Here is a 12,355-nt window from a genome sequence, read left to right as displayed (position 1 = left end):
GCCGGGGACCTCTTTGCCGGGCATATCTGGATTGCGATGACCTCCATCATCGCACGCCGGCTCGTCGCTCAAACCCAGGTGCAGTAAGGAGTTTAATCGCGTACAGCTTCTAAGGGAACCGGACTAGGACTTTCCCAGGTGTACGGTTTCGTCAAGCAGTCGAGGGGGCACGTGAAGATCTACTCCGAGCCCGGGCAGGGCACGACGGTCAAGACTTACCTTCCGCGGCTCGTCGGTGGTGCCCAGGAGATGGCCGGAGAAGATTGCGCTGTCGAGGTGCCGCTCGGCGACGCGGAAGAGATCGTGCTCGTTGTCGAAGATGAGCCGGCCATGCGGCAGTTCAGCGTCGATGCACTCACCGAACTCGGCTACCGGGTGCTGGAGGCGGACGGAGCAGCCAGCGCTTTGCGCCTGCTCGACGCGCATCCGAACGTCACGCTTCTCTTCACGGATGTTGTCATGCCGGAGGTGAACGGTCGCAAGCTCGCCGAAGAGGCGCGACGGCGCCGACCTGACCTCAAGGTGCTGTTCACGACCGGCTATACGCGCAACGCCGTGGTCCACAACGGCGTGCTCGATCCCGGTGTCGAGCTAATCGGCAAACCGTTCACTATCGAGCAGATTGCAACGAAAATGCGAGAGGTGCTGGACGCACCCGCAGTCCTGAGAGCGAAGTAGGTCTTCTGGCCGCGAAATCTCGACAGCGGCCTCCCACTCACAGTCCGCCTGCAGGACAGGGACCAAGCGTCATACTTGATCCACTATCAGCGTTGCGAGCACCTCGGTCAGCTCAGTTGGCGAGACCGGTTTGCGTAGCAAGATAAATTGCTCCTCGGCCGCCGCCAGCAGCATCTCGGGCAGGGCTTCAGAGCCCGAGAGGAGAATAACCGGCAGCTTCGGATAGAGCGTCCGCGCCTCGCGGATAAGCGTGAGGCCGTCCGGCCCGGGCGGCATGGAGAAATCCGTTATAAGAACGTCGATCGCTCTGTTGGACTGCAGCGCAGCCAGGGCCTGATCTCGATCAGCAGCCTCGACCACGTCCCACCTGACATGGCCAAGGCAGTCCCGCAGAAAGCGCCGCATGACCGGGACGTCGTCGACTACCAAAACACGACGCGGCCGCCCAGCACCATTTGGGGTGGAAATCGCGTCACCATTCAGAACGCCCGTAGCCTGCGGCAGCCAGAGCGTCACGGTGGTGCCGCGCCCGGGAGTGCTGTCGATCCGTAGGGCACCAGCGGATTGTGCAGCGAAGCCGTCCGCCATGGATAAGCCAAGGCCTGTGCCACGATCCTTCGGCTTGCTCGTGAAGAACGGCTCAGTTGCCCTCGCCAGGGTGGCCGCATCCATTCCCGTGCCGGTATCGGCAACCCATAGCCGCAGGTAAGCGCCTGGGCTCACGCCGCTGGCGCGAGCCTGCTCCGGCAGCAGGATCTCAGGGATGGCGCCAAGCACGACGATGCCGCCATTTGGCATGGCGTCTCGGGCATTGACCGCAAGGTTGATGATTGTGGTCTCAAGACTCGCCCGGTCAGCACGCAAGCAGGGCAAGCCGAGCGGCGCTTCGACCCGCACCCGGATACCCGGACCGAGGGTATTCGCCAGGACCTCGCGCAACCCACTGAGTAACTCACACGGGTCGATATCTGCGGCCCGAAGCTCTTCGCGCCGCGCAAAGGAGAGCAGGCGTCGTGCGACAGCCGCGCCGCGCTCGGCGCCTTCTTTGATGCCGCCGAGCAGGCGCGCCACGTCAAGGCCGGTGCTGGCCAGCATGGGACCATGCCGCTTCTCGAGCAGCGCAAGCCCGGCCAGGACGACCGCGGCTGAATTGTTAAAATCATGCGCGACGCCGCCCGATAGTTGCCCCAGCGCTTCCATCTTTTGTGCCTGATGGAGGCGTGCTTCAGTTCGTTCGCGCTCCGCAACCTCGCGCGCGAGGCGGCCATAGGCTTCAGACAATTCGCGACCGCGCGCCTCCCGCTCGGTGAGGTCGGCGACGACGGCGCAAAGGAGGCGAGCGCCACTGTCCTGCTCAACCGGCAGTTCGCTAAGCGACAACTGGACCGGCAGGACAGTGCCATCGTAGGCCAGCAACGTAAGATCGCCTCGACCACTGCGTGCTAACAGCCGCGCCAGGCTGGCCTGCGCCTCGGGTGCGACAAAGTCGGCCAGCCGAGCACCGATAACCCGCTCCAACGGTACGCGCAGCATGGTCGCAAGTGCCCGGTTGCAGTAGAGGATAATACCTTCAGCACTCAGTGTGACGGCACCTTCCTGGATTTCCTCGATTAGCACGCGGTATGGCTGGTCGGCGGTCTGCAGCGTGTAGACGCGCTGCGACCCGTCAGTGCCGCCGATGACGACGGCATCCACCTCACCGGCTCGGATCGCGTCGAGCGTCTCCTCCGCCTCGCGTAGCTGCTCCTCGAGCTCTGCGATACGGCGCCGGCAGGCGGCGAGGCTCGAGACACTGGCGGCAGGAAAGGGCAACGCCATCAATCCTCCTGAGTGGCGTCGCCGTCGAGCGACAGCAGATCGAGGCCACGTAGAACTCTATCACGATTGGACAGATCGCCAACGATCCTGCGTAAAGGTGAAGGTAGCATCTTCACCAGAGTAGGCACGGCGATGATTTGAAACTCCCTGGCCACCTCAGGTCTCTGATAAATATCGACCACTTCCAGGTCGTAGCGCCCAGCCAAATACTCTTCGCAGATTTGGTGCAGGTTCTCAATGGCCCGGGCCGAGCGAGCTGTGGAACCAGAGACATAAAGACGCAGCACATAACTTGCGGGGACAGGTCTGGATGACAGGTGACCGGCCCCCGCGCGCGACGTCACTTGTGATGTCCGCTTCGCAAATCGAGACCTACTAGCACACGCTCCGTGTCAGCCAAGCTACCAATGACCCGCTTGAGCGGGGGCGGTAGGCGACGCACCAAGGTCGGTACCGCTAGGATCTGATCGCCTGCCGCGAGTTGTGGGTGTACCAGCAGATCGACAACCTCGATGGTAAAGCGCCCCGCAAGATGCTCCTCGCAAATACGGCGCAAGTTGACGATGGCAGCGGCGGATTTTGCGGTCTGCCCTGCAACGTAAAGCCGCAGGTTGTAGTGCTCACTGGCAGCTGCGTCAGCCTCTTGCTGCTGGTTCTGCGCTGCATCCTCGTGCGTGATCACGAGGTACGGCTTGCTGTGCTGGCGCTTGTTATCGGTCATTCGGCCGATCTCCGGCTCGCGCTCATCGTCACCTGATCGCGCGCAAGCCCTGCCTCATGCTCTTCCGCCTCGGCGGAAAACGCGGCAAGTTCCTCTGCCTCTTTCTCCAGAGCCGCCTGGAGATCTGCTATTTGCCGCTCCAGCGCGTTCTTTTGCGTCTCGAACTGGCGGCGCCGCCGAGCGGCGTCCCTCACACGGGCCGCTGCCTCTGCCTGCTCCCGCGTCGCCTGCGCCACGCGGGCCGAGCCGGTCAACACGCCGCCTGGCCCGGTGTAGATCTCTCGTAGGCACATGCCCTCGGCGGTCAGTACGAACTCTCGGATCTGGTTGGAATGAGCCATGCCGCGGGATTTCAACACGTACAGGGCACGGTTGCGTTCGCCATCCGCCTCGATAGTGCGCAGCGAGATCCAGGTATCCATCAGCGAGGAAAGGCCATGCTCGCCGTGGCTGGGCTGATGCTCCTCCCCGCACAGGTTTGTAAAGACCGCCGTGATCCCACGCGTCTTCAGGATGTCGATCATGCGCAGCAAGGTCGCATGCACCTCAACCTCGGGGCCCCGGAAGGCTGAGATAGGATCGACGACCACCGCGCCGGGCGCGAACTGCTCGATATCACGATGCATGCGCGCCAGATGCATCTCCAAACCGTAGAAGCTCGGGCGTGCGGTCTCAAATCGCAGTAGCCCCGCGCTGAGATGCGGCGAGAGGTCGATGCCAACAGAGCGGACGTTTCGTATGAGCTGGTCGGGCCCTTCCTCGAAACCGAAGTAGAGGCAGCGGCTGCCGCGTTGGCACATGGCCTCGGCGAAGTGCGCGGCCAAGATTGTCTTGCCATTGCCGGAGCCGCCGGAAATCAGGACGCTCGAGCCGCGATAATAGCCGCCCGCTCCGAACATGGTGTCAAGCCCGGTAACCCCGGTCGACACGGCCTCATTATAAGTTTTGTGGTTTAGACCGGCCGAGGTAATCGGCAGGACGCTGATCCCTCCCTCATCGATAAGGAAAGGGTACTCGTTGGTGCCGTGCGCCGAACCGCGGTACTTGATCACGCGCAGCCGCCGGGTGGTGACCTGGTCGTGCACCCGGTTGTCGAGCAGGATGACGCAATCCGAGACGTACTCTTCCAGCCCATGCCGGGTCAGCTGCCCCGCGCCGCGCTCGCCGGTGATCACGGCCGTGACCCCACGATCCTTGAGCCAGCCGAATAGCCGTCGCAACTCGGCGCGCAGCACGCCTTCGTCGGAGAAGCCGGCGAACAGCGCCTCTGGCGTGTCGAGCACGACGCGGCGCGCGCCGATCGAATCAATAGCGTGGCCGAGGCGGACGAACAGGCCTTCGAGGTCGTACTCGCCGGCTTCCTCGATCTCGCTGCGCTCGATCCTTACGTGATCGATCACCAGACGCTTCTCGGCAATCAAGCCGGCGACATCGTAGCTCAGGGAGGCGACATTGGCGGCGAGATCCTCCGCCGCTTCCTCGAAGCTCATCAGCACGCCGGCCTCGTCGAACCGCTGGATGCCATTGAGCAAGAAGGTCATGGCAAAGAGCGTCTTGCCGCAGCCGGCACCACCGCAGACCAGCGTCGGCCGGCCCCGCGGCAGGCCGCCAAGGGTGAGGTCGTCGAAACCGGCGATCCCGGTCGGTGCCTTGGGAAGTGGTTTCGCGGCACCAAGGTCAGGCGCCGTTGTGACATTTCGATCCATCAGCGGCTCTGGGCGGCAGCGGATCGCGCCTTCGGCAAGTTCTTCGTGATTGATGCACGCCGAGGCACTTCCGAAGAAGAGGCGATGACCCGTTGACGCACTGCTGTCTCGATGAGGTTGGTCAGGGTGCGATTTTCCCGGGCGGCCAAATGCCGTGCTTGCACGAGGAGATCGGGATCGAACCGCATGGTGATCGGCTTACGCATCAGCTGTCCCAGAACAATATGCCTGCACATGCAAAGCTAGATGGTTGCACAACGCCTGTAAATACGTTGGCAGGCCGGACCAAATGTCACTTCGCTGGTTACTTCAGCAAAGCCACGAGTTGCGAGCGGTGGTACCCAACCTCCACCTCTCGCGGTATCATTCGATGCCGAAGCGCGATTAGACAGCGCGAGCCTTCCACACGTTGCCCTCTCCGGCTCAGATCGCTATGGCGTGATTTGGTAACGTTGCTGGGATGCAACCCCCAACGAGCGCCGATCACTTATTGCCAGATTGGCGCAGGGAGGAACGTTCATGGACAGCATGACCAACGCACTGCAACAGCAGACCCGCCAGCGGCATGACAGTGGCGAGTTCCACAAACTGCTGGTCACCCTCCTCCCCAAGCTGCGCGTACAGGCCATGGCGCTGACCCGCAATCGCGCTGCAGCCGAGGACCTGGTGCAGGATGCGGTGGCAAATGCCCTGGCCGCGCAGGAGACCTTCACCCCGGGAACCAACTTCACCGCCTGGATGCACCGCATCCTGCGCAACCGCTTCATCTCGACAATGCGCAAGCAGCGCGAGACGACCGACATCGAGGACCTGCCGATGTCCGCCTTCGCAGTAAGCGGCGCGCATGAGGACCGGATGGTGCTGAAGGAACTCAGCCGGGCACTCGGGCAACTGCCGAGCGACCAGCGCGAAGCGCTCCTTATGGTGGTTCTGCAGGGACTGTCTTACGAGGAGGTGGCGCAGGTAACCGGCTGCGCCGTCGGCACGGCCAAAAGCCGTGTCTTTCGCGCCCGCCGCCAGGTGCAGATTTGGCTGACCGGTGAGGAGCGGTCTGAACGACAGGTAGGGCGGGCGCAGTATTCGAATGCGGTCGACAAGGGCACCACCGTCAACATCCACGTTGGAACGTAATTACTGGCGCCTTGGTGAACAGGAGAACGTTGCGGTCGCTACCTGCTCATTCCACAAACGGTTTCGAGCGGGCAACACCGGATTGGCATCCCCAGTGGGGCAAACCGGACGCCAAGTAAGCCTTTCTGCCTGTCACACGGCAGTAGGAGACCCGGCGTGTCGCCAAAGCGACGGCGTGACGGCGACAACAACATGGCGGAGGCCCAACTCGGCCTCCCCGGCACATCCTATGATCAGCATGGCCTGCGAGAGGCGCTCGATGCGGAGCGAGCCCGGGCAGACCGGCTAGAACTTGCCCTGAATGGCTTGCGCGAGGCAAAGGCGGAGCTGGAACAGCGCGTCGTCGACCTCGAGCGAAAGGCGGATCAAGGAGCGCTTCTGCAGAGCTTCGCCGAGGCAGCGCCGGGCGCACTCTGGGTAGCCGATGCCCGCACCGGGCAAGGCAGGTACGTCTCACCCGGCCTGGAAGCCCTACTCGGAACACCGGCTGAGGTCGTGCTGCCGGAGGCTGGGCGTTGGCTCGGCCTTGTGTACGCGGACGATCGAGCCGCCGTGACGGCGCGTTTCGAGGCGGTGCGGCGAGGTGAAACCGCTGAGATCGAGTACCGGGTGCTGCCATCAACCCAAGACGGAGGTGGCTCGCGTCGGCCACGCTGGGTGCGCGACTTTGGCTTTCCGATCCGCACCGCCGGTCAAGTCCGCTATGTGGCTGGCTTCGTTGCCGACGCGGATGAGCGCCGTGGTGAGGAAGGTCTGCGCCGATTGCTGCTAGCCGAGTTGAACCATCGTGTACGGAACACACTCGCCGCCGTGCACTCGCTGGCGGCCCAAACTGCGCGTGCTGCACCGAGCCCCAGCGCCTCTTGGTCCGCCTTCGGTGGACGGCTGCTCGCGCTCGCCCGCGCGCATGACCGACTGTCAGAAGGTGGCTGGGCTGCAGGGGCGGAGCTACGTCTCCTGCTGGAGACTGAGCTGGCGCCATATCTGAGCGCCGCTGGGCCGGCTGCGGGGCCCCGTGCCATGCTTGACGGGCCGCCAGTCCAGCTGGAGCCCGGCTCCGCCGTGGCCCTCGCATTGGCGCTGCACGAAATGGTCACGAACGCGGTTCGCCATGGCGCGCTCTCAACTCCGGCTGGACGGGTTGAGGTGCGCTGGCAGATTGCTCAGTTCCAGTCTGAATACCGCAGTGCGGAGGGTGCTCGCCTTCGGATCGAGTGGCTCGAACGAGGTGGGCCGCCACTGGCGGGACCGCCAGCGCAGCGAGGCTTCGGTTCGCGCCTGCTGGAGCGTAATTTGCCTCGCCAACTCGGTGGTGAAGTCGAGCTCCGGTTCGACCCTGCCGGTCTTCAAGCCGCGATCAGCGTTCCCCTGCGATCCGGCGCTGTGCCGGCCGAATGAGACTGAACTCAGCGCTGAAAGAGCGCTGTCGTGATCCACACATGATGAATAATACCGATCCGCAATATTGCTGACTCGGAGGTCATTTGAAGCGACGCGAGCCGAAGTGATTCTAGTTGCGTCCAACCCAGTTGGGGGAGAACGCGATGGGTGGACGAGCGCTGGCGATCTGCGCGGACGTACCGGCGGCTGGCGCGGCGGGAGGAGGACCGTGAAAACGGCAGCAGCGCGCATGCAGGCGATTGCGGGCGCGCTTGAGGACCGCCTATGCCGGAGCCTCTCTTCATCCGATAAGGCGTGCCAGGACCTGCCGAGAGCCCAAACCCGGGCTCGCCCTGCCACATGCCATGGCCCAGCGTGAGAAGGTTGCTGAAACGGGCACCACTTCCGCTATCACCTTTATCTCCCAATTGGCACGACCGAGCCACGGAGATCCATGCACATGCCCACCCGTCCGTTCGCCACGGCCCTCGCCGTCGGTATGTTTGCAGGGCTGCTCGGCACAGTGACCCCGGCCCGGACCGAGACGCCCTCACCTGAAGCGATTGTCGATGCATTCGAAGCGGTGCTGGGCCCGATCCGTACTCACCGCCCAAGCCACGCCAAGGGCACCTGCGCCGCCGGCTATTTCGCTGCAACACCCGAAGGTGCACGGCTTTCGGTGTCGCCAATCTTCAACGGGCAGCGCGTGCCGACCATCATCCGCTTTGGCGTCGGCGTGGGGAACCCCCGCGGGCCCGACACCGGGCGTACCACGCGCAGCCTCTCCATCCGCTTCGAAACCCAGGGTGGCGAGATCTGGGACATGGCCAACATCTCGGCGCCCATCTTCGGATCGCCCACGCCGCAGGCACTGGTAGACGGGCTGCTCGCCCGCCGCCCGGATCCGGCGACCGGCCAGCCCAACCCGCAAGCTGTCACGGCCTTCGTGGCAGCGAACCCGGCAGCCACCTTGCAGGCCCGCTGGCTGGCCGCGACCCTGCCGTCGGCGAGCTGGGCCACGACCCCCTATTGGGGCGTCAATGCATTCCGCTTCCGAGGAGCCGACGGAGAGGTGCGCCATGCTCGCTGGGTGTTTGAACCGCGGGCCGGAACACTGCGCCTGACCGAGGAGCAGATGCGCACGCTGCCGAACGACTTCCTCGCCGAAGAGCTACGCCGTCGCATCACAGAAGCGCCGGTGGAGTTTGACATGGTGCTGCAGTTTCCTGGCACCGGCGACGACGTGACCAACCCGACGGTGGCCTGGCCCGACGACCGGCCGCGCGCGGTGGTGGGGCGGCTGACGGTCACTGATGTCGCACCTGGCCCGGGCGGCGCATGTGACCCCATCAGCTTCATGACGCTGGAGCAGGCGCCTGGCGTCGAGCTGAGCTACGATCCGACGCTGCAGGCGCGTGCGGCTGCCTATGCCGTCTCGTTGTCTCGACGGCTGCAGTAGTTTCGGCTTCGCTACAGGGCATCAGGCCGGTGTATCCACCTTTCCACCTGCACGCTCCACACAGCGTGCAGGATCCTTACCGTGCCAAGAAACCAGGCAGCTAGTTCATCGCTGGCCGGCGACAGGCTTTCCCAACGATGTAGGCAACGCCTTCCGGACCCGCCTTCGTTGTGTGTTGGCAGCCAGCCGGAATTTCGCAGTGATCACCGGCATGGAAAACATCTGACTTGCCATCACGCGTTACGGTGATCTCACCAGCAAGCACCATGATCCTCGCATCGAAATCATGCGCGTGCATGTCCTCGGCAAAACCGGGCTTTTGTCCGCCATTCACGACATCAAAGCCTTCACGACGTAGGTCGCTCTCGAAGGCCTCACGGGTGAGTGGACCGCCGTTGCGGCGGCGCCCTGACAGCAGAGCAACACCCTCCGGGCCGACGTGCTCAGCATGCATACAGCCTGCGGGCACCTCGAAGCATTGCCCCGCGCGGAAGGTGACCGGGGTGTTGTCACGAGTGATGGTGATTTCGCCGCCTAGAACCCATGCCTTGGCGTCGAAGTCGTGACAATGGTTCGGCGCGACCAAGTTCGGCTTCACGCTGCTGTTCACGACCCGGTAGCCGTCGCGACGCAATTCCGTTTCGAATTCAGCTTTGTCCATTGCCTCCCCTCCTTGCTTGGGTGGCGTATTCGTGCACTATGGAGTACATGGTGTCAACTTTAGAGGACGAGGTCAGCCTCCGTGTGGGGCGCGCCGTCAAACAGCAGCGCGAGGCAGCCGGCTTCAGTTTGCGAACGCTGGCCGCGGGCAGCGGCATCTCTGCCTCGATGATCTCGGACATTGAGCGTGGAGCGAAGTCGCCGACCGTCAGCACGGTAGTGCGGCTCGCTCAGGCACTCGGGGTTGGTGCCGCTGCGCTCATTGACGGGGGTGCGGGTCTATCGCCCCGCATTCGCGTGCTGCGCAGCGGCGAGGGCGCAGGCGGTGAATACCCCGCACGTTGGGAAAGACTTGGACCTTCGGCCCCCGGTAGCCGCATCGACTTCGTGCGCTATCAGATCCCTCCGTCGACTATTTTAGGACCGACCGCGGCTCACACTGCCGGCACGGTCGAGCATATGCACGTGGCTGTTGGCGCCGTCCGCGTCACCGTGGGCGACGAAACAGCCGAACTCTCCGAAGGTGATAGCTGCAGCTGCCGCACCGACGCTCCGCATACGATCGAGAACCCCGACCCGTCTACCGAGGCGCTCATTTACCTGATCGTCGAGCGAGGTTGATCTCACCTCAAAGCAGTCGAGCCAGTCATACCGCTGCATACGGCAGGATTTTGTAGAGCAGCCATCCCGATTGACAGGCCGAGATCGTGGAGATGCGCAATGGGGTGGAGAGCCCGCGCATGGTCGATCTCCGCGAGGAGCCGTCGTCGCTCATTGGGCCACCTTATGGCCTGAGCGAGATTGTCTTCGACGAATTTGACCTCAACACGGTGCGCCTGGTGCCCGAAGAGGAGGTCGCGAACTGGCTTGCCAGCGAGACACTGTGAGCGGAAACCACGGCGGATAGCAGGACATCTTTCGCCCGCCTTGGTTCAGACCGGCCGGAGGCTGATCAGTGGCACAGCGGCCCAACTCGGCCATCCTGTCAGTCGCACCGTGGATGCCGCGAGCAGACTTGCCGCCACCAGGCTGGGACGAAATTAGGTTTGACCTCGGGAGCGAGGTGCGTCGACCATCGAACGGCGAGCGGCGGCAATGTACCCCGCGACGGTGGCCTATCGGCTAACCCGCTGCGGTAAGAACGGGCCCGGAAACAGATGGCGTCCGTCGTCGCTTTGGCAGATGCCCCCACACGGGAGGTAACGATGGACTCCACGACATCTCAGGCCGACCCGGTTGCCGAACTCGCCAACTCCTTCGCGGGACAGGTCCTGCGGCCCACCGATCCTGGGTACGAGGAGGCCCGGAGGGTGCATAATGGACTCATCGACCGCCGCCCGGCGCTCATCGCCCGCTGTCGCGGCCTGGCCGATATCACTGACGCGGTGAGGCTGGGGCGCGACCAGGGGCTCGAGATCGCCATCCGCGGTGGCGGCCACAACGTGGCGGGGCGCGCGACCACCGAGGGCAGCCTGATGATCGACCTGTCCCTCATGAAGGGCATACATGTCGATCCGACGGCGCGCACCGCCCGTGCGCAGGGGGGCGTCACCTGGGGCGAGTTCAACCGCGAAACCCAGCTGCACGGCCTGGCCACCACCGGAGGCGTGGTCTCCTCGACGGGCGTCGCGGGGCTGACTCTCGGAGGTGGGCTCGGCTGGCTTATGGCCAAGCACGGGCTCGCCCTCGACAAGCTGCTGTCAGCGGAGGTGGTGCTGGCCGATGGCAGGGTGGTCACCGCGAGCGAGCGCGACCATCCCGACCTCTTCTGGGCGCTCCGCGGCGGCGGCGGCAACTTCGGCGTGGTGGCCTCCCTCGAGTACCGCCTGCATCCGGTTGGGCCAATTGTCACGGGTGGCCTCGTTGCTTGGCCCTTTGCCTCGGCCTGGGACGTGCTGCGGCACTTCCGCGATATCACCGCCTCGCTCCCCGACGAGCTGACCCTTGTCGCAGGGTTGGTGCACGCGCCGGACGGGTCAGGAGAGAAGATGGCGGCGATCGTGCTGTGCCATTGCGGGACGCCCGCCGCGGCCGAGGAGGCATTGCGGCCGATCCGGCAGTTCGGCACGCCAGCACTCGATGCGATCGGGCCGATGCCCTATGCGCAGCTGAATGCGATGTTGGATGCGAAGTACCCGCGCGGAGCGCTCAACTACTGGAAATCGAGCTTCCTTTCCGCCCTGACCGATGACGCGATCCGGGCGATGATCGAGAGCTTCGCGGCCTGCCCGACGCCGATGGGGCAGCTACTAATGGAGCACGTGCACGGCGCCGTGGCGCGCGTGGAAGTCGGCGACACGGCCTTCCCTCACCGTGCTGAGGGCTACAACATGCTCGTGCTCTCGGAGTGGACAGACCCGCGGCAGACTGAAGCCTGCACCGCCTGGGCACGGGAGGCCTTCGCCGCGCTGCGCCCCTACACGGGCGCGGGCCGCTACGTGAACTACCTCGACGCCGACGAGCGCCCCGACGCGGTCGCGGCCGCCTACGGACCAAACTTCGGGCGGCTGCAGCAGATCAAGGCCAAGTACGACCCCGTAAACCTCTTCCGCCTGAACCAAAACATCCTCCCCACTGCCTAACTGGGAAGAGTAGACCAGAGGCGGGTGTGCGCGTGCCCTGCTGCGGCGCCACATCGCTTTCGCGCCACTGGCACCGGGCCAGCAGTCTGACCGCTTCAGCTGCCGGCATATCGAGCGCCGCGCGGATCGCGGCGGGCATGGTGATGCCGCGCTCTTCCAGCTTCCGGCCGATCAGCATTCGTAGGCGGAGTGTGGTCAGCCGGTCGCCCTGTCGGGCGCA

At 64.4% G+C, this 12,355-nt stretch carries 13 protein-coding genes; 7 read left to right on the top strand and 6 right to left on the bottom strand.

Annotation, left to right across the window (positions count from 1 at the left end):
- The first annotated feature begins 171 nt into the window (after positions 1-171).
- Positions 172-678, top strand: a complete 507-nt coding sequence (locus E2C06_RS21940; protein WP_206664630.1) for a response regulator — start codon at positions 172-174, stop codon at positions 676-678.
- A 69-nt stretch (positions 679-747) separates the two neighbouring features.
- On the opposite strand, the gene E2C06_RS21935 is transcribed toward E2C06_RS21940, so the two are convergent.
- From E2C06_RS21935 to E2C06_RS38515, 5 genes are read right to left on the bottom strand one after another with little or no spacing between them, the layout of a single operon-like run.
- Positions 748-2,496 (bottom strand): PAS domain-containing hybrid sensor histidine kinase/response regulator, encoded by a 1,749-nt coding sequence (locus E2C06_RS21935; RefSeq protein WP_133290745.1) that lies wholly within the window; start codon positions 2,494-2,496, stop codon positions 748-750.
- Positions 2,496-2,783 (bottom strand): circadian clock KaiB family protein, encoded by a 288-nt coding sequence (locus E2C06_RS21930; RefSeq protein ID WP_241671410.1) that lies wholly within the window; start codon positions 2,781-2,783, stop codon positions 2,496-2,498. Before E2C06_RS21930 ends, E2C06_RS21935 begins: the two co-directional genes overlap by 1 nt.
- A gap of 53 nt (positions 2,784-2,836) precedes the next feature.
- Positions 2,837-3,217: a circadian clock KaiB family protein gene (locus tag E2C06_RS21925; protein ID WP_133290743.1), complete on the bottom strand. Its 381-nt coding sequence runs from the start codon at positions 3,215-3,217 to the stop codon at positions 2,837-2,839.
- Positions 3,214-4,923 carry a circadian clock protein KaiC gene (gene kaiC, locus E2C06_RS21920; RefSeq protein ID WP_133290742.1) on the bottom strand — a complete coding sequence of 570 codons (1,710 nt, stop codon included), beginning with the start codon at positions 4,921-4,923 and terminating at the stop codon, positions 3,214-3,216. The genes E2C06_RS21925 and kaiC overlap by 4 nt, the downstream gene beginning before the upstream one ends.
- The gene (locus E2C06_RS38515; RefSeq protein WP_193560490.1) at positions 4,923-5,129 is read right to left on the bottom strand and encodes a hypothetical protein; all 207 of its coding nucleotides are present in this window, start codon (positions 5,127-5,129) and stop codon (positions 4,923-4,925) included. Before E2C06_RS38515 ends, kaiC begins: the two co-directional genes overlap by 1 nt.
- A gap of 313 nt (positions 5,130-5,442) precedes the next feature.
- Between E2C06_RS38515 and E2C06_RS21910 the strand changes: the two genes are divergently transcribed.
- The 3 genes from E2C06_RS21910 to E2C06_RS21900 all read left to right on the top strand — a co-directional run bounded on the left by E2C06_RS21910 (position 5,443) and on the right by E2C06_RS21900 (position 8,893).
- Positions 5,443-6,054 carry a sigma-70 family RNA polymerase sigma factor gene (locus E2C06_RS21910; protein ID WP_277751860.1) on the top strand — a complete coding sequence of 204 codons (612 nt, stop codon included), beginning with the start codon at positions 5,443-5,445 and terminating at the stop codon, positions 6,052-6,054.
- A gap of 156 nt (positions 6,055-6,210) precedes the next feature.
- On the top strand, positions 6,211-7,452 hold the full coding sequence (locus E2C06_RS21905) for a sensor histidine kinase (protein WP_133290741.1): 1,242 nt from the start codon (positions 6,211-6,213) through the stop codon (positions 7,450-7,452).
- Between the two features lie 442 nt (positions 7,453-7,894).
- Complete coding sequence (locus tag E2C06_RS21900; RefSeq protein WP_165982557.1) at positions 7,895-8,893, top strand: catalase family peroxidase; 999 nt, start codon at positions 7,895-7,897, stop codon at positions 8,891-8,893.
- Between the two features lie 100 nt (positions 8,894-8,993).
- Here the strand turns inward: E2C06_RS21900 and E2C06_RS21895 are convergent, their stop codons facing one another.
- Positions 8,994-9,554 carry a cupin domain-containing protein gene (locus E2C06_RS21895; protein ID WP_133290739.1) on the bottom strand — a complete coding sequence of 187 codons (561 nt, stop codon included), beginning with the start codon at positions 9,552-9,554 and terminating at the stop codon, positions 8,994-8,996.
- Positions 9,555-9,592: 38 nt separating this feature from the next.
- On the opposite strand from E2C06_RS21895, the gene E2C06_RS21890 reads away from it, so the two are divergent.
- The 3 genes from E2C06_RS21890 (at position 9,593) to E2C06_RS21885 (ending at position 12,135) form a co-directional block, all read left to right on the top strand.
- Positions 9,593-10,174, top strand: coding sequence for a helix-turn-helix domain-containing protein (locus E2C06_RS21890; protein WP_165982556.1), 582 nt, complete (start codon positions 9,593-9,595; stop codon positions 10,172-10,174).
- 119 nt (positions 10,175-10,293) lie between these two features.
- On the top strand, positions 10,294-10,440 hold the full coding sequence (locus E2C06_RS37785) for a hypothetical protein (protein WP_165982555.1): 147 nt from the start codon (positions 10,294-10,296) through the stop codon (positions 10,438-10,440).
- A 423-nt stretch (positions 10,441-10,863) separates the two neighbouring features.
- The gene (locus tag E2C06_RS21885; protein WP_206664629.1) at positions 10,864-12,135 is read left to right on the top strand and encodes an FAD-binding oxidoreductase; all 1,272 of its coding nucleotides are present in this window, start codon (positions 10,864-10,866) and stop codon (positions 12,133-12,135) included.
- The last annotated feature ends 220 nt before the right edge of the window (positions 12,136-12,355 follow it).

Origin of the sequence: Dankookia rubra (genome assembly GCF_004355005.1) — a bacterium.
Taxonomy (GTDB): domain Bacteria; phylum Pseudomonadota; class Alphaproteobacteria; order Acetobacterales; family Acetobacteraceae; genus Paracraurococcus; species Paracraurococcus ruber_A.
Note: the sequence above shows the minus strand (reverse complement) of the source record. Positions and strands in the feature narration are given on the sequence as shown.